Genomic DNA, 16,519 nt, shown 5'->3' with positions numbered 1-16,519 from the left:
CGCCGATGCTGAGCCGGCGGCTGCGAGCGTAGTTGCGAGGGTCTCGAAGGTGGGTCTCTGCTGGCGGAATATCGCCGTCGCACCGGCGACGACGCGGAAGCGCGCCTCCCGCACTACCTGCTGGCGTATGCGCTCTTCCGGCTGGGATATTGCAAGATGGCGGCCGACGCGATGCGCGGCAGCGAAGAAGAAGTCCGGCTGCGGCGCGATGCCGCCCGCTATCGTCGCTATGCGCGAAACGCGCGCGAGATCAGCGTAGCGGCGGCGTAGCCCGCGCGAAGACCTACGAGCCAAGACCTGCGAGCCAAGACCTGCGAGCCAAGACGTTAAGAGAAGAACGCCGCGATGCTCTCGACCACGTATTGCTGTTCGGTGTCGGTGAGTTCGGCGAACATAGGCAGCGCCAGCACCTCGCGGGCAGCGCGTTCGGATTCCGGGAACGAGCCTTCGCCGTATCCGAAATAGCGCAGTGGCTCCTGGCGGTGCAGCGGCACTGGATAATAGATCTCGGTACCGACGCCGCGGCCGCTGAGGAACTTGCGCAGCTCGTCGCGCTTTGCGCTTCGCACCACGTACTGATGGAAGATGTGGTGAGCCTCGGGCGCGGTGCGCAACAGCCGAAGCGGCGCTTGCGCTCCGCCGGTCAGTCCAGCCTGGGCGAGCAGCCGGTCATAGACTCCCGCGCGCTGCCGCCGCGCTTCATTCCAGCGCTCGATGTGGCGAAGTTTCACGCTCAGCACCGCCGCCTGGATGGCGTCCAGGCGCGAGTTCCCGCCGATCTCCTCGTGGTAGTAGCGGACGCTGCTGCCATGGTTGCGCAGCCGGCGCAAGCGGTCGGCGACCGCAGGATCATTGGTCGTGACGCAACCGCCATCGCCAAAGGCGCTTAGGTTCTTGGTGGGATAAAAGCTGAACGCGGCGGCCATGCCGAGCGAGCCGGCGCGGCGCCCGCGCCACGCGGCGCCGAAGGCTTGCGCGGCGTCTTCCACCATCACCAGCTTGCGCTCTTGCGCCACGCGCGCGAGCGCGTCCATGTCGGCGCACTGGCCGAACAGATGTACCGGCAGCATCGCCTTGAGCTTGGGAGAGAACGATTCGCGGAAACAGGCCTCGACTTTGGCAGCGTCAAGGTTGAGCGTTTCCGGGTCCACGTCAACCAGCACGGCGCGCGCGCCCGCGCGCACGATCGAGCTGATGGTGGCGAAGAAGCTGAACGGTGTGGTGAGCACTTCCTGGCCGGGCTCCACGCCACATGCGACGAGCGCGAGCCAGATTGCGTCGGTGCCGGAAGCGCAGCCTACACACGCGGCCGTGCCGGTGAACTCCGCCGCTCCCCGCTCGAAGGCTTCGAGCTCGGGACCGAAGATGAAGTGCTGCGACTCGCAAACGCGATCGATGGCCGCGCGCACCTCTTCCCGGATCTGCGCGTACTGCCGCTTCAGATCCAGCAGCGGGACAGACTGTGCCACCGCGCTGACCGCTCCGGAGGTGCCTGCCGCCTTCATGGGATTGCCGATTCTACCACCGGGCAAGCCCCTCAGAGCCGCGGGAATGGCGGTTGTGGTGCTTCCCCCTCGAGGTGCGCCAGCCAGGCGGTGAGCGCCGTTCGCACCGCGGCGACGTCGATGCCGTCCTGCACTGCTGGCAGCCCGCGCAACTTTTCCCCGCCGCGACCGAGCAGCGAGCGCGCCCCGATGGTGTTCCCGGTAGAGAGGTGGTGGAACCCAACGGCGATCTGGATGAGCCCTTGCAGAAAGCGCTTATCTGGCCCTTCCGCAACGCGCCACAAGTCTTCGAGCACCTCGTGGGCGTCGAAGAATTCCCGGCGGTTGAAGAGCGCGATCCCGCGTTCGAAGGTGGCGTCGGGCATGGTGAGGCGTTGGAACTATTGAACATTGTGCCATGAGCGCGTGCCGCGGCTTGCGCTGGGGCGAGCGACTTTATTTTGGGGGTGAGGCGGCGGCAAATGAGGTTCAGGCGTGGAAAGCAACACTTATATGGAATTACGTAACTTACCCCGATTTCGGCTACTGAAAACCACAGCAAAGCGGTCGACGTGTGCCCGTAAGACTATGAAAACATTGCCTATTAGATTTGGCCAGCGGGTTGCTTTGATACTCATCGCAGGACCTCTTCAGTTTCACGGTTTCTTAATGTTCCCAAGAACTACAAGGAGAATCAGAATGAGTGGCAAGATGCGATTTACCAGCATCCTCGCCGTGCTGGCTCTGTTCTGCGGTCTGGCTTTTGGCCAGGCTGAGACGGGTTCAGTGTTCGGGACGGTGACCGACCCGCAAGGGGCGGTAGTCGCGGGCGCGAAGGTGACGATCAAGAGTTCGTCCACCAACGCCGCGCGCACCACCACCACGAACAGCAACGGCCTGTACACGTTCACCAACCTGCAGCCTGGCCCATATGAAGTAAAGGTCGAGGCGGCGAACTTCTCGTCCTCGTCGAAGAAACTCGACGTATCCGTCGGCTCGCGCAACACCGTCGACGTCCCGCTGGCCATCACCGGCGGATCGACCACGGTCGAGGTCACGGGCGAAGGCGGCGTGCAGGTTGAGACGCAGACGCAGCAGCTCTCCACCGTCGTCAGCGGGCAGCAGATCACCGAGCTGCCAACCCTTACCCGTAACGCATACTCCCTGGTGGGGATCGCCGGGAACGTGAGTTCCTCTGGCTATTCGCCGGGCCGCGGCGTGGGCGTCAACATCAACGGCACGCGCGATGCCTCGACGGACATCCTGCTGGATGGCGGCCAGAACGTGGACCAGTTCACCGCCACGATCGGTCAGCTGACCCCGCTCGATTCGATCGGCGAGTTCCGCGTGATCACCAGCAACTTCTCGGCGGAATACGGCCGCGCTTCCGGCGGCATCGTGAACGTCTCGACCAAGAGCGGCACGAACGCCTTCCACGGCACGGTGTACGAGTTCTACCGTGGCGCGGGCCTCTCCTCCAACACCTACGACAACAACGCCAACGGCGTCTCCAAGCCGAACTTCGTGCGCAACCAGTTCGGTTACTCGGTCGGCGGGCCGGTGGTGAAGGACAAACTGTTCTTCTTCAGTTCGACCGAATGGATCCGCGTCCGCAGCAACGGCAACACCAGCGCCTGGGTGGTCGATCCGGGGTTCATCGCGAACTGCGCGAACTTCCACGCCAGCTCGGCGGTGGGTGATACCGCGGCGGCGGCTTGCGCCAGGATGCAGAGCTTCTACAGCACGTACGGCACGCTGAAGCCTGGCTTGATCACGACCGAGACGCGTCTCGTTCCCTGCAGCGTCCCGGCGTCCTGTCCGGGTGGCGGCGTATTGTATGACCGCATCAACTACAACGTGCCGTCCGATTCCGGCGGCGGCGGGCCGCGCAACGAGTACCAGACCGTTGCCCGCGTCGACTTCAACTGGACCGACAAGACGCAGATGTACTGGCGCTATGCATTGCAGAGCCAGAACTTCTTCGCTGGCACCGTAGGCTCCAGTGCGTATGTTGGCTATGACACCGGCACGAACGTCTACAACAACAACTTCCTCTGGAACGTGACCCACATCTGGAGTCCGAGCGTGGTCAGCCAGTCGAAGGTAGTCTTCAACCGCCTGAACCAAGTGCAGCCTCTGAATGGCCCGCCGCAGCCGACGCTCTACTCGCGCGCCAGCGGCAACCAGGCATTCAGCGGCGTGAACGTCGAACTGCCGGGTTACCTGCCGACGACGCCGGGTAGCGGCATCCCGTTCGGTGGCCCGCAGAACCTGTACCAGTTCTACCAGGACTTGAGCTGGACCCTGGGCAAGCACCAGTTCCGCTTCGGCGGTCAGTACGTCCACACGCGCGATAACCGCGTGTTCGGCGCGTACGAGACCTCCGGCGAGGCACTGGGTTCGAACTCGGGCAACACCCAGACCGGCTTCGCGACGGGTACGCTGCGCACCTTCCAAACCGCGGTCAATCCGCAAGGCAAGTTGCCCTGCAGGACCAACGCGTTTGGTACGCCCATCGTTGGCCCGTATTGCCAGATCTCGCTGCCGGCTTCGCAGCCGCGTTTCGACCGTGCGAACCGCTACCACGACTTTGCCTTCTACGGGCAGGATTCGTGGAAGCTATTCCCGCGCTTTACCCTGAACCTGGGCGTGCGCTGGGAGTACTACGGCGTGCAGCACAACAACGATCCCAGCTTCGACTCGAACTTCTTCCTGGGATCGGGTGCGAACTACTGGGAGCAGGTCCGCAACGGCAGCGTGTTCAGGTCTAACTCCGCGGGCAACCCGGTCGGCGGCCTGTGGACCCCGGACTACAACAACTGGGCGCCGCGCCTCGGCTTTGCCTGGGACATCTTCGGAAACGGCAAGACCTCGCTCCGCGGTGGCGTCGGCATGGCCTATGAACGCAACTTCGGCAACGTCACCTTCAACGTGATCCAGAACCCGCCGAACTACGGCGTGATCGCGATCTCCACCGGTGACCCGGGTTGCAAGCCCTGCCTGGTTGGGAACGACAATCTGGGACCCTTGGCCGGCGGCGTAGGTACCAAGAACATACCGAAGACCAGTCTGCGTGCTCCGATCCAGGACATGCAGACCGCCTACAACTACTTCTGGAGCATGGCTCTGGAGCGTGAGATTGCCAAGAACACCGTGGTTGCCCTGGAATACTCGGGCTCGAAGGGTGTGAAGCAGTACACCATCACCAACCCGAACCGGCAGGGCGCGGGAGCGCTTTACCTGGGCGACAACCCGGCCGACCAGTTCCTGGCTTCGGGTAGCTGCTTGGGCCTCGGACCTTGCGCGCTGCGCCGGCTGAATGACCAGTTCAGCAATATCAACCAGCGCGGCCAGCAGGGCTTCTCCTTCTACGGCGGGTTGAACCTCCGGGTGCAGACCAACAACCTGCTCAACTCGGGCCTCAGCTTCGTGAGCAACTACACCTGGTCGCACGCGATCGACAACACCAGCTCCACGTTCTCGGAGTTCAACCAGGACTGCTGCAACCTGGGTCTGCTGAACTTCGCGAGACCGAAAGATGACAAGGGCGATGCCTCCTTCGACATCCGGCATCGCTGGGTCATGAGCGGAACGTGGGATACGCCGTGGTTCAAGAACGACCAGAACTGGTGGAAGAAGAACATCCTCAGCGGCTGGACGTTCGCGCCGATCGTCAGCGTACAGTCGGGCAACCCGTACACACTGTATGACTGCTTTAACACCAACTTCAACGTTTGCATGCGGTGGGATGCGGCGCTGGATAGCGCGACCATACCCTACGGTGCGCATGACGTTGCGGTCGATAGCGGTGGCAATACCTGGACGTACGTGCATCTTGATCCGGCTGCTTTCACCAACTACTTCAACCCGGTCGCCGGCACCAGCGAGTGGGGTATCTGCGGCGTGGGTGAGGGTGCGATCAACGGTTGCCCGTTCCCGTCTACGATGATCGGACGCAACACCTTGCGTACTCCCGGCTTCTGGAACGTCGATCTCGGTCTCTACAAGAACCTCAAGATCACCGAGCGCATCGGACTCCAGCTCCGCGGGGAGTTCTACAACATGATGAACCACTCCAACCTGTATGTGCAGGGCAGCTCGCTCGATGTCGAAGGCGGGACCCTGGACGTGATCGCGAAGCGCGGCGGTTTCGGTTCGACCGCCTCCGACGAGCGTCGCAACATCCAGCTCGGTGTCAAGCTGATCTTCTAACTTGATCCCGTAAGGTGGTTCTACTGACTTCAGGGGAGCCGAAAGGCTCCCCTGATTTTTTTGTGTCTCGCCCCTGAGTCCCGTCCCTGAGTCCCGTCCCTCGTTCACCAAAGCTGACTTGCTACGGCGCCGTTCCGCTATACTCGACGGTTGCAAACGGCCTTCTGCTCCTGGCTGCAATACCCCCGAGGCACAGGGGAAAGTCGCGCGGAGGAACTATGCACCTCGCAGATCTGCTGGCCCTGTTGGTCATGCCCACGCACACCAATACCGAAAACCTCCAGATAGTCCTGCGCTGGATCCACTTCCTGGGCGGCATCACCTGGATCGGGTTGCTCTACTTCTTCAACCTGATCAACGTCCCGTTCATGAAGAATGTGGACGCCGCTGCCAAGCCCAACGTCTTCAAGAACCTCACCTTGCCCGCGATGTGGTGGTTCCGCTGGAGCGCGGTCGTCACGGTGGTGGCTGGCTTCTGGTATTGGGCGCAAACCATCGTCGCGGCCGACGCGCATAACGCTAACGTCAGCCCCTGGGGCGCGATCGGCATGTTCTTGCTCATCTGGGTGGCGGTTTGGGTGGTCGAGTTTCTGATCGTGTCGCGGGCGCCTGCGATGCCCGCGATAAACAAGGGCCCGGTATACGCCATCATCGCGGCTGTACTGATCGGACTCGGCACCTGGGGTTATGTCACGCTGACGGACGCCGACTGGGTGAGCTCTCGCATGCTCGCCATCGGCATCGGCGGCGGCTACGGCCTGGTGATGATGCTCAACGTTTGGGGGATCATCTGGCGGAACAACAAGAAGATCATCAACGGGACCCTCGCCGGCACGCCGCCGGCGGACGCCGCCGCGCTTGCGCGGCAGGCGTTCCTCGCTTCGCGCACGAACGCGTGGCTCTCCATCCCGATGCTCTTCTTTATGGCCGCCGCCAGTCACTACCCCTTCAAGTAGCGCGGCAAGGGAAACGAAGAAAGCCACGGCGAGCGCCGTGGCCTTTTTTTATGCGCTGGAATCGGGCTTCGGAGGCCACCGCCTTGAAAAGCCTGCCGCCGTGCCTTATCGTAATCCGGTCAAGTGGTCCGTCCCCCGGTTCGGGATTTTTCAGTGGACGGCGCGGTAGAGAACGTCCCCAAAGGAGATCGGCGATGGATAAGCCGGCGCAGAACATCCAGGATTCTTTCCTCAACAACGCCCGCAAAGACAAGACCAACATCACCATCTATCTGCTGAGCGGAGTGAAGCTCACCGGCCGCATCCGCTCGTTCGATAAATATTCGGTCGTGCTGGAGACGAACAACCAGGAACAGCTCATCTTCAAGCACGCCATCTCGACGGTGGTGATGGGCAAGACGCCGCACAGCGCGGAGCCGAAGCCAACAGCAGTCAGCGCGATGTCCGCCACGCCACCGGCGCAACCGACCGGCACGGAGGCGTAGCCGATTCCCCCAGGTCCGGGACCGGGACGCAAGCGGCCGTCGAGCGCGCGGGATGCTTCGCCCGCGGCGCGTTCCAAGCGCGCCGCGTCCGGCGTGGCACGCGAGGCCGGAGCGCCGCCGGAGCGTGCGTTCCTTGTGGGCATCGATTACAAGCGGCGCAAACCCTCGCGCGTTGCCGAGCAGGCGCGAGCTTCCGCCCAACCCGCCAACACCCCTGCGACCACCCAGAAAAAGGAAGAGCTGTTCGCCTTCAGCGCCGACGAGTCACTTGCCGAATTGCGCGAGCTGGCCGGGAGCGCCGGCGCCGAAGTCGTGGGCGAGGTGCTGCAGGCGCGCGATAGACCCGACCCGGCTACGCTCATCGGACGCGGCAAGCTGGAAGAGATCAAGGGCGCGGCGGCGATGGCGGACGCCGACCTCATCCTCTTCGATCACGACCTCTCGCCCTCGCAGCAGCGCAACGTGGAGGCGGAGCTCGACCTGCGCGTGATCGACCGGACGCAGCTCATCCTCGATATCTTCGCTCGCCACGCCCGCACGCGCGAAGGCCAGCTCCAGGTCGAGCTGGCGCAGCTCGAATATCTGATGCCGCGGCTGGCGGGGCGCGGCAGCGAGATGTCGCAGCTGGGCGGCGGCATCGGGACGCGCGGACCCGGCGAGACGCAGCTCGAGACCGATCGCCGCAAGATCGCGCGACGCATCCGCGGCATCCAGCAGCAGGTGGAGAAGGTGCGGCGAGTGCGCGCGCAGCAGCGCCAGCGCCGCGAAGGCGCTCCGATGGAGACCATCGCGCTCGTGGGCTACACCAATGCAGGGAAGTCCACCCTGTTCAACGCGCTTACCCGGGCGGGCGTGCTGGCGAGTTCGAAGATGTTCGCCACGCTCGATCCCACCATCCGCTCGATCACGCTGCCCTCGAAGCGGCGCGTGTTGCTCTCCGATACGGTGGGATTCATCCGCAACCTGCCGCACACGCTGGTCACCGCCTTTCGCGCCACGCTCGAAGAGGTGCAGCGCGCCGCCATCGTGCTGCACGTTGCCGACGCCACTTCGCCCACCGCGCGCGAACACGCCGCGGAAGTCGAGAAGGTGCTGGGCGAGTTGGACGCGCTCGGCAAGCCGCGCCTGCTCGTGGTCAACAAGATCGACCTGCTGCCCGAGGACGAGCGTGCCGAGTTGCACGATGACCCGAAGACGGTCCACGTCTCCGCCGTCGAGGGGACAGGGGTGCCGGCTTTGCGGGCGCGCATCGACGCGATGCTCGAATCCGATCCCATCACTCGCGCGCGCCTGCGCGTGCCGCAGCGCGAAGGCAAGACCTTGTCGATGCTGGAAGCCGGCGCGCGCATCCTCGCGCGGACGTATAAGGGTGGGATGGTGAACCTCGAGGTCGAAGCGCCGGAATCGCTGCTGCGCCGGCTGGATGCGTTCCGCCGTTAGTCTGCCAGGTGCGACGCGAAATCGTGGATGGCGGGTAGGTAGCGATTGCGCGCCTGCCATTCGAAATCGTTGTGGCCGGCGGCATCCACCCAAAGCGACCACTTCGGGCCGGGAGCGGCTTCGAAAAGGCGTTTGCCGTGATGGAACGGGATCACGCCATCGCGCTTGCCGTGCATCACCAGCACCGGGCATCTCACCTGCTTGAGCTTGTAGAGGTTGCGGAACTTATCGAAGGGCAGCAGCGGCACCCGGGTCAGCACTCGGAACGCGCTGGTGAAGCCGCTCTGGATGATCAGTCCGCCGACCGGCTGGCGTGCTGCAAGATCGATTGCCGGGCCGCTGCCGACCGAGCGGCCAAACACAATGACGCGTGCTGGCGGCATCCGCTGAGTTTGCGTCAGAAAAGCGTAGGCGGCGTCAATGTCCGCATAGGTAGCCCTCTCGCTCGGCCTTCCTTCACTCGTCCCATAGCCTTCGTAGTCGTACCCAAAGACAGCGAAACCGGCATCGTGCAGTTGCTGGAACAATGGCTCGAGGTCGCCGATGTCCTCGGCGTTCCCGTGGCTGTACAGGATGGTGAACTTTGCCTGCGGGTTCGGCAGATACATGGCGGCGATCGCCTTCCCGTCTGCGGTCCGCAGCGTCATGATCTTCGCATCCTCGCGGTAGCTGGAAGGGCGCGGGTAGAACATCATCTGGTCGGCGAGGAAAAACGCCACCAGCGCGAAGACGATGTAGAAGCCGGTGATGAAGTAGAGGGTCACGCGTAGCCAGCGTCGCATAGGTCGAGGGACGTAGCCGGAGTCCCGAGGGTTCCCCGATCTGGGAGAATCCCAAAAAAGCAAAATGGGCCGACTGCCAAAGTTGAGCCGGTTTGCGGGCGTGAGGTCGCCTCGCCGACCGGGAGCCCGCAGGCGAAATCCCGAGCGCAGCGAGGGAACTCTAGTGGCTACTAGCCGCCGCGAAAAGTCAAAATGGGCCGACTGCCAAAGAGCGGTGACGATTCTTTGGCTACCGGCCCATTCGATCCTGAATCGGATCGGAGGTGATACGTATATGGTCGTCCCTTCGGTGCGCAGTGTCAAGTCAACTCGAGCGTACCTGCTCGATTTCTCTAAGGGGTACTTTGGCGCCGGAGGCACCGCGCGAAACCGCTTTCCGGCCCGCATGAATGCTGGATATCGCTGCGTTGACACATCCCCTTTCCTTTGTTAGTTTTGAGAGTTTGCAGGGCACTTTTCTCGTCTCCTATTCAGCAGCTACAGCATGGAAAAGATCCTTTCACAGCTAGGCGGATTACTGCTCGGCGCCGTCCCCACGGTGATCCTGCTGATCACGCTGATGGTGCTGTACAAGCTGATCCTGCACGACAAGCTGGTCGCGGTGCTGGGCGAGCGCCGGGCGCGCACCGAGGGCGCGGTGCAGAAGGCGAAGGCCGACCTCGCCGCCGCGGAAGCGAAGACGGCCGAATACGAGAACCGGTTGCGCGAGGCCAAGATGGCGCTCTACAAGATCCAGGAAGCGCGCCGCAAGCAGCTCTTGGAAGCGCGCGCCGCTACCATCGCGGACGCGAAGGCTGCCGCCGACGCCAAGGTGAAGGAAGCCCGGGCCGCCATCGAGAAAGACATGCAGACGGCGCGCGCCACGCTCGCCTCGGAGAGCGAGAAGCTGGCCGCGGAGATCGTCCGCGCCGTGCTCGCGCCGCCAGGTCGGCGGGCGCCGGCCGCAGGCGGTGCCCGTTGAGTTCGCGTGCCATCACGCTGCGCGCCATCACGCTCTTGGCCTTCGCGCTCGCGCTGATGTCCGCGCCGCTCGGACTGGCCCAGCAGCATGCGACGCCGGCTTCGCCCGCTCCCCCGGCTTCGTCACCGTCTTCGTCACCAGCCCAGCCCGCCGCGACGCCCGCGCCGGCGCACCCGGGTCCCTCGACGAGCGAGCCTTCGACCGACAAAGAGCTGGTCGAAGCCTCGAAGGAAGCGGAAACGGGCAAGACAGCGGAGCACGGCGAAGGCAAAGAAGAAGACGAAGAGGCGCAGTTCAAGTACTCCGCATCAGTGCAGTGGCTGGCACGGCACACCGGACTGAGCGCGGATGCCGCCTACTGGCTGGCCATCTCTATCAATTTCCTCATCGTGGCCGGATTCATCGGGTGGGCGATCAAGAAGAGTGCGCCCATCCACTTTCGCGAGCGCACCGCGGCGATCCGCAAGCAATTGGAAGAAGCGCGCGCGGCGAGCGAGAACGCGAACCGGCGCCTCGCCGAGATCGAATCGCGGCTCGCGCGTCTCGATGTCGAGATCGCCGAGTTGCGCGCGGCGAGCGAGCACGATGCTGCCGCCGAGGAACAGCGCCTGCGCGCCGCCGCGGAAGAAGACCGTTTGAAGGTGGTCGCCGCCGCCGAGCAGGAGATCTTGACCGCCGCCAAGGTGGCGCGCGCCGAACTCAAGCGCTACACCGCGGAGCTGGCCATCGGCCTGGCGGAGAAGAAGATCCAAGTCACGCCCCAGGCCGACCAGGAGCTGGTAAGGGGCTTCGCGGATGGACTTTCAGCTGAAAATCGGGCTGCCGAAAATCGGGCCGCGGAAGGCAAGTCGTAATGGCCGCCGTGACCAGCCGCTACGCGCGCGCGCTCGCCGACGTGGTCGTCGAACGCAAACTCGACTCCGCGAAGGTGATGGAACAGCTCGACGCGCTCGCCGGGGCGCTGAGCTCCACGCCGCAGTTGCGCAACGTCTGGGAGAATCCGTCCGTCCCGGCCGAGCAGAAGCGCAGGGTGCTCGACGCGCTGGTGAAGAATCTGAAGTCGGAGAACGCGGTCGCAGACAAGATGGTGCGCAACTTCGTTGCCGTCTTGATCGATAACCGCCGCGTCGCTGCGCTGCCCGAGGTCGCGCGCCAGTTCCGCAGCGAGCTGCTGGCGCGGCTGGGGATCGCGGAAGCCGAGGTCACCACCGTCCGCGAGCTCGGTCCGGAAGAAAAGCAGATGCTCGAGGCGCAGCTCGCCAAGCTTACCGGCAAGAAAGTGCAGGCACGTTACGCGACCGACCAACACATCCTGGGCGGCGCCGTCATCCGCATCGGCAGCACCATCTATGATGGCTCGGTCAAAGGGCAGTTGCAGCGCTTGAAGGAAGCACTATCGGCAAGTTGAAGTTGGGATCCGCATACATCGTCGCGCACGTCATTCGCGAATATCCGCGCTCAGCGCGGTAGGGATCGGAAAACATGGCTGGAATCAAAGCAGACGAGATCACAAAGATAATCCGCGAGCAGATCGAGAATTACGAATCGAAAGTCTCGGTCGATGAAGTTGGCACGGTCATCTCCCTGGGCGATGGTATCGCGCGCGTCCACGGGCTCGACAAGGTCATGGCCGGCGAGCTGCTCCAATTCCCGCACGACGTGGCCGGCATCGCCATGAACCTGGAAGAAGACCAGGTCGGCTCCGTGCTGCTCGGTGAGTACACCGAGATCAAGGAAGGCGACCAGGTCAAGCGCACTGGACGCATCATGAGCGTCCCCGTGGGCGACGCCATGATCGGCCGCGTGGTCAACTCGCTGGGCCAGCCCATCGACGACAAGGGTCCCATCGCGACGACCGAGTTCCTTCCCGTCGAGCGCATCGCGCCGGGCGTGATCGACCGCCAGCCGGTGCGCGAGCCGATGGCCACCGGCCTGAAGGCCATCGATTCGATGATCCCGATCGGGCGCGGACAGCGCGAGCTGATCATCGGCGACCGCCAGACGGGCAAGACCGCCGTGGCGCTCGATACCATCATCAACTCGCGCGGCAACAACTTGATCTGCATCTACAACGCGATCGGGCAAAAACGCTCGTCCATCGCGCAGGTGGTGAAGATCCTCGAAGACGCGGGCGCGATGGAATACACCGTCGTGGTCGCGGCTTCTGCTTCCGAGCCTGCCCCGATGCAGTACATCTCACCTTACTCGGCGACCGCGATCGGCGAATACTTCCGCGATTCCAAACGGCACGCGCTCTGCATCTACGACGATCTCTCGAAGCACGCCGCTTCCTACCGCGAGATCTCGCTCCTGCTGCGCCGTCCGCCGGGACGCGAAGCGTATCCGGGCGACGTGTTCTACCTGCACTCGCGCCTGCTCGAGCGCGCGTCGAAACTCTCGGACAAGAATGGCGGCGGCTCGCTCACCGCGCTGCCCGTGATCGAGACGCAAGCGGGCGACGTTTCTGCTTACATCCCGACCAACGTCATCTCCATCACCGACGGCCAGATCTACCTCGAGACCGACTTGTTCAACTCCGGCATCCGTCCCGCGGTGAACGTGGGACTCTCTGTCAGCCGCGTCGGCGGCAGCGCGCAGATCAAAGCCATGCGTCAGGTCGCGGGCACGTTGAAGCTGGAGCTCGCACAGTATCGCGAGCTGGCCGCGTTCGCGCAGTTCGGCTCCGACCTCGATAAAGCGACGCAGGCGCAGCTCAATCGCGGCCAGCGTCTGGTGGAGGTGCTGAAGCAAGGCCAGTACGAGCCGCTGCCGTTCTCCAAGCAGATCCTGGTGATCTTTGCCGGCACCAATGGATATCTCGACGACCTCGCGGTCGAAGATGTGCGTCCGTTCGAGAAAGGCCTTTATCAGTACGTGGACACGATGAATGCCGGGCTGCTCAATTCGATCATGGAGAAGAAGACGCTCGACGATGCGCTCAAGACCGAGATGAAGAAGCTGCTGGACGACTACAAGCAGAGATTCCTGACAGAGAAGCAGTCGGCGGTCGCGGCAAAAGCATAGGAACGAGTTTCAAGTTTCGGGTTTCACCTTCGTGCCCTCGAAACTGTGAAACTCGAAACTGGAAACTGGAGTCATGGCGAACATTCTCGACATCCGGCGGCGTATCCGCAGTGTGCGCAACACGCGGCAGATCACCAAGGCCATGCAGATGGTCTCGGCGGCACGCCTGCGCCGCGCGCAGGAGCGCGCGCTCGCAGCGCGTCCGTACGCGCAGATGTTGACCAACGTGCTGAAGTCATTGGTCTCGCGCGCCGAGGTCTACGATCCGGAGACGGGCGTAGCGAAGCATCCGCTGCTGGCGCGGCGTCCGGAGCGGAACATCCTGCTCATCGTGGTGACCGGCGAAAAGGGGTTGGCAGGCGCGTTCAACACCAACATCCTGAAGGCCGCAGCGCGCTTCCTTGAGTCGAAGGCCGGCAAGACGGTCGAGATCGTGGCCGTGGGACGCAAGGGGCGCGATTTCTTCAAGCGCCGTTACAGCCCGCTGCCTAAAACGACCCAGAAAGAACTCAAGATCGGCGGATCCATGCAAGATGCCCAGGCCGGCAGCGTGGAACAAGGCGAACGGGTTCCGCCCGGCGTGTATCTCACCGCGGAGCACGTGGGCATCCTCAACAAGCTGGAATACCGGCACGCTGCCGAGCTGACCGACTGGGTCATCGAGCGCTACACCAAAGAAGAGATCGATTCCGTCTACGTCGCGTTCAACGAGTTCAAGAGCGTGATCTCGCAGCGCCTGGTGGTGGAAGAGGTCTTGCCCGTCGAAGAGATCGGTGTCACCGGCTCGCAGCAGACGGACGAGATGTCGCGCGAGCAGCGCGAGCGTGCGGCTGAAGCAGCCGAACGCGCCGGCGTGAGCGTCCACAAAGCCGACACCACCGACATGGACCGTGCCGCCGCCACCTTCGCGACCGCGCAGGTGGACTACATCTACGAGCAGACGCCCGACGAACTCTTCCGCAGCTTGCTGCCCAAGTACGTGGTGGTGCAGGTGTTCCGCGCGCTGCTCGAATCGATCGCGGCCGAACACGCCGCACGCATGACGGCTATGGATTCGGCGACCAACAACGCCAGCGACATGATCGATTCGCTCACCCTGGTGATGAACCGGGCGCGACAAGCAAAGATCACGAAAGAGATCATCGAGATCGTTTCAGGAGCAGCGGCGCTGTAGGACGGAAACTGAGGGATTTATGGCAGAGAATGTTGGCAGAGTGATCCAGATCTCCGGACCGGCGGTCGACGTGCAATTCCCGGAAGGGAAACTTCCGCCCATCTACGAGGCGGTGCGCGTGGTCAGCGAAGGCTTTACCGTGCCTTCACCCATCGACGTGGTCCTGGAAGTGCAGCAGCATCTCGGCGAAGGCCGCGTGCGCTGCGTCGCGATGCAGCCCACCGACGGCATGGTGCGCGGCATGAAAGCCATCGACCAGGCCGGGCCGATCTCGGTGCCCGTGGGCAAGGAGACGCTGGGGCGCGTGATGAACGTGATCGGCGAGCCAGTGGACAACCTTGGTCCCATCGGCACGAAGAAGCGGCTGCCCATCCACCGTCTCGCGCCCGCGTTTGACGAGCAAGCGACCAGCGCCGAGATGTTCGAGACGGGCGTGAAGGTCGTCGATCTCATCCAGCCGTTCTTGAGGGGTGGCAAGATCGGATTGTTCGGCGGCGCGGGTGTCGGCAAGACGGTCGTGATCATGGAGCTCATCAACAACGTCGCCAAGAACCACGGCGGATTCAGCGTGTTCGCCGGCGTGGGCGAGCGCACGCGCGAAGGCAACGATTTGTGGCTGGAGATGACGGAGTCGGGAGTGATCAAGCCCGGCGACTGGAAGAATTCAAAGGCCGCGCTGGTCTACGGACAGATGACGGAGCCGCCCGGGGCGCGTTTGCGAGTCGCGCTCACCGGCCTGACCGTCGCGGAATACTTCCGCGACGAAGAAGGCGCGGACACGCTGCTCTTCATCGACAATATCTTTCGCTTCACCCAGGCAGGTTCGGAGGTGTCCGCGCTGCTCGGCCGCATGCCGAGCGCGGTGGGATACCAGCCCAACCTCGCCACCGAGATGGGCGAGTTGCAGGAGCGCATCACTTCGACCAAGAAAGGTTCGGTGACTTCGGTGCAGGCCATCTACGTGCCCGCCGACGATCTGACCGATCCGGCGCCGGCCACGACTTTCGCTCACCTCGACGCGACCACGGTGTTGTCGCGTCCGCTGACCGAGATCGGCATCTACCCAGCCGTTGACCCGCTGGCTTCGACCTCGCGCATCCTGGATCCGCGCATCGTCGGCCAGGAGCATTACGACGTGGCGCAGGGCGTGAAGCGCGTGCTGCAACGCTACAAGGATTTGCAGGACATCATCGCCATCCTCGGCATCGACGAGCTTTCCGAAGAAGACAAGCTCATGGTCACGCGTGCCCGCAAGATCCAGAAATTCCTTTCGCAGCCGTTCCACGTTGCCGAGCAGTTCACCGGCATCAAGGGACGGTACGTGAAGGTCGCCGACACCGTGCGCAGCTTCAAGGGCATCATCGAGGGTAAGTACGACGATATCCCCGAGCAGGCCTTCTACATGAAGGGTGCGATCGAGGAAGTGCTGGAGACGGCGGAGAAGATGAAGGCGGCAGCGTAGGAAGTCGCTAGTCGCTAGTCCCTGGTCGCTAGCAAAAACGGCTGGCGACGACCAAAGACCAAAGACCAAAGACCAATGGCAGATTCTTTTCAACTCGAGATCGTGACGCCCGAGAAGGCCGTGGTGCGCGAGACGGCCACCGAGGCGCAGATCCCCGGCAAGAAGGGATACCTCGGCATCTTGCCGGGACACGCACCGCTGATCACCGAGCTGGCCGTGGGGGAGATCAGCTACAAGAAGCCGGGCGGCGGGGAAGAGCATCTCGCGGTCGCGTGGGGATTCGCCGAGGTGCTGCCCAACAAGGTGATCATCCTTGCCGAGACCGCGGAAAAAGCCGCGGACATCGACGTGGCGCGCGCCGAGCAGCAGAAGAAGCGCGCCGAGGAGCACTTGCGCTCGCTCGATCCGGACACCGATTTCGAGCGCGCCGGCATCGCGCTCGAGCGCGCTCTCATCCGCATCCAGGTGGCGGGGAAGCGCGGCTACATTCAGGCCTAAAGGGCGCCGGCCGCGGATCCCATTCCAAAACAAAAAAGGCC

Annotated in this window: 14 protein-coding genes; 11 read left to right on the top strand and 3 right to left on the bottom strand. The window is 63.5% G+C overall.

Annotation, left to right across the window (positions count from 1 at the left end):
- Positions 1 to 326 precede the first annotated feature (326 nt).
- Both M3P27_02750 and M3P27_02745 read right to left on the bottom strand, forming a co-directional pair.
- Entirely contained in the window at positions 327 to 1,505 is a 1,179-nt protein-coding gene (locus M3P27_02750) for a DegT/DnrJ/EryC1/StrS family aminotransferase (protein MDP9267228.1), read from the bottom strand.
- A 32-nt stretch (positions 1,506 to 1,537) separates the two neighbouring features.
- Complete coding sequence (locus M3P27_02745; protein ID MDP9267227.1) at positions 1,538 to 1,870, bottom strand: DUF309 domain-containing protein; 333 nt, start codon at positions 1,868 to 1,870, stop codon at positions 1,538 to 1,540.
- Positions 1,871 to 2,195: 325 nt separating this feature from the next.
- On the opposite strand from M3P27_02745, the gene M3P27_02740 reads away from it, so the two are divergent.
- The 4 genes from M3P27_02740 (at position 2,196) to hflX (ending at position 8,577) form a co-directional block, all read left to right on the top strand.
- A complete protein-coding gene (locus tag M3P27_02740; GenBank protein MDP9267226.1) occupies positions 2,196 to 5,696 on the top strand; it encodes a TonB-dependent receptor in 3,501 nt (1,166 codons plus the stop codon).
- A 218-nt stretch (positions 5,697 to 5,914) separates the two neighbouring features.
- A complete protein-coding gene (locus tag M3P27_02735) occupies positions 5,915 to 6,652 on the top strand; it encodes a urate hydroxylase PuuD (protein ID MDP9267225.1) in 738 nt (245 codons plus the stop codon).
- A gap of 194 nt (positions 6,653 to 6,846) precedes the next feature.
- Entirely contained in the window at positions 6,847 to 7,137 is a 291-nt protein-coding gene (gene hfq, locus M3P27_02730; protein MDP9267224.1) for an RNA chaperone Hfq, read from the top strand.
- A 93-nt stretch (positions 7,138 to 7,230) separates the two neighbouring features.
- Positions 7,231 to 8,577 (top strand): GTPase HflX, encoded by a 1,347-nt coding sequence (gene hflX, locus M3P27_02725; protein MDP9267223.1) that lies wholly within the window; start codon positions 7,231 to 7,233, stop codon positions 8,575 to 8,577.
- Here the strand turns inward: hflX and M3P27_02720 are convergent.
- The gene (locus M3P27_02720) at positions 8,574 to 9,359 is read right to left on the bottom strand and encodes an alpha/beta hydrolase (protein MDP9267222.1); all 786 of its coding nucleotides are present in this window, start codon (positions 9,357 to 9,359) and stop codon (positions 8,574 to 8,576) included. The two genes, hflX and M3P27_02720, sit on opposite strands and share 4 nt — an antisense overlap.
- A gap of 484 nt (positions 9,360 to 9,843) precedes the next feature.
- Between M3P27_02720 and M3P27_02715 the strand changes: the two genes are divergently transcribed.
- From M3P27_02715 to M3P27_02685, 7 genes are all read left to right on the top strand, one after another.
- Entirely contained in the window at positions 9,844 to 10,320 is a 477-nt protein-coding gene (locus tag M3P27_02715) for a hypothetical protein (GenBank protein ID MDP9267221.1), read from the top strand.
- Complete coding sequence (locus M3P27_02710) at positions 10,317 to 11,174, top strand: ATP synthase F0 subunit B (protein ID MDP9267220.1); 858 nt, start codon at positions 10,317 to 10,319, stop codon at positions 11,172 to 11,174. The genes M3P27_02715 and M3P27_02710 overlap by 4 nt, the downstream gene beginning before the upstream one ends.
- Positions 11,174 to 11,728: an ATP synthase F1 subunit delta gene (gene atpH, locus M3P27_02705; GenBank protein MDP9267219.1), complete on the top strand. Its 555-nt coding sequence runs from the start codon at positions 11,174 to 11,176 to the stop codon at positions 11,726 to 11,728. Before M3P27_02710 ends, atpH begins: the two co-directional genes overlap by 1 nt.
- Positions 11,729 to 11,802: 74 nt before the next feature.
- Positions 11,803 to 13,344: a F0F1 ATP synthase subunit alpha gene (gene atpA / locus M3P27_02700; protein MDP9267218.1), complete on the top strand. Its 1,542-nt coding sequence runs from the start codon at positions 11,803 to 11,805 to the stop codon at positions 13,342 to 13,344.
- A gap of 73 nt (positions 13,345 to 13,417) precedes the next feature.
- Positions 13,418 to 14,518: a F0F1 ATP synthase subunit gamma gene (locus M3P27_02695; GenBank protein ID MDP9267217.1), complete on the top strand. Its 1,101-nt coding sequence runs from the start codon at positions 13,418 to 13,420 to the stop codon at positions 14,516 to 14,518.
- Positions 14,519 to 14,537: 19 nt separating this feature from the next.
- Complete coding sequence (gene atpD / locus M3P27_02690) at positions 14,538 to 15,980, top strand: F0F1 ATP synthase subunit beta (protein ID MDP9267216.1); 1,443 nt, start codon at positions 14,538 to 14,540, stop codon at positions 15,978 to 15,980.
- Between the two features lie 75 nt (positions 15,981 to 16,055).
- On the top strand, positions 16,056 to 16,478 hold the full coding sequence (locus M3P27_02685; protein MDP9267215.1) for a F0F1 ATP synthase subunit epsilon: 423 nt from the start codon (positions 16,056 to 16,058) through the stop codon (positions 16,476 to 16,478).
- Positions 16,479 to 16,519 lie beyond the last annotated feature (41 nt).

The sequence above is a fragment of the Acidobacteriota bacterium genome (assembly GCA_030774055.1).
Classification (GTDB): Bacteria; Acidobacteriota; Terriglobia; order Terriglobales; family Acidobacteriaceae; genus JACPNR01.
Note: the sequence above shows the minus strand (reverse complement) of the source record. Positions and strands in the feature narration are given on the sequence as shown.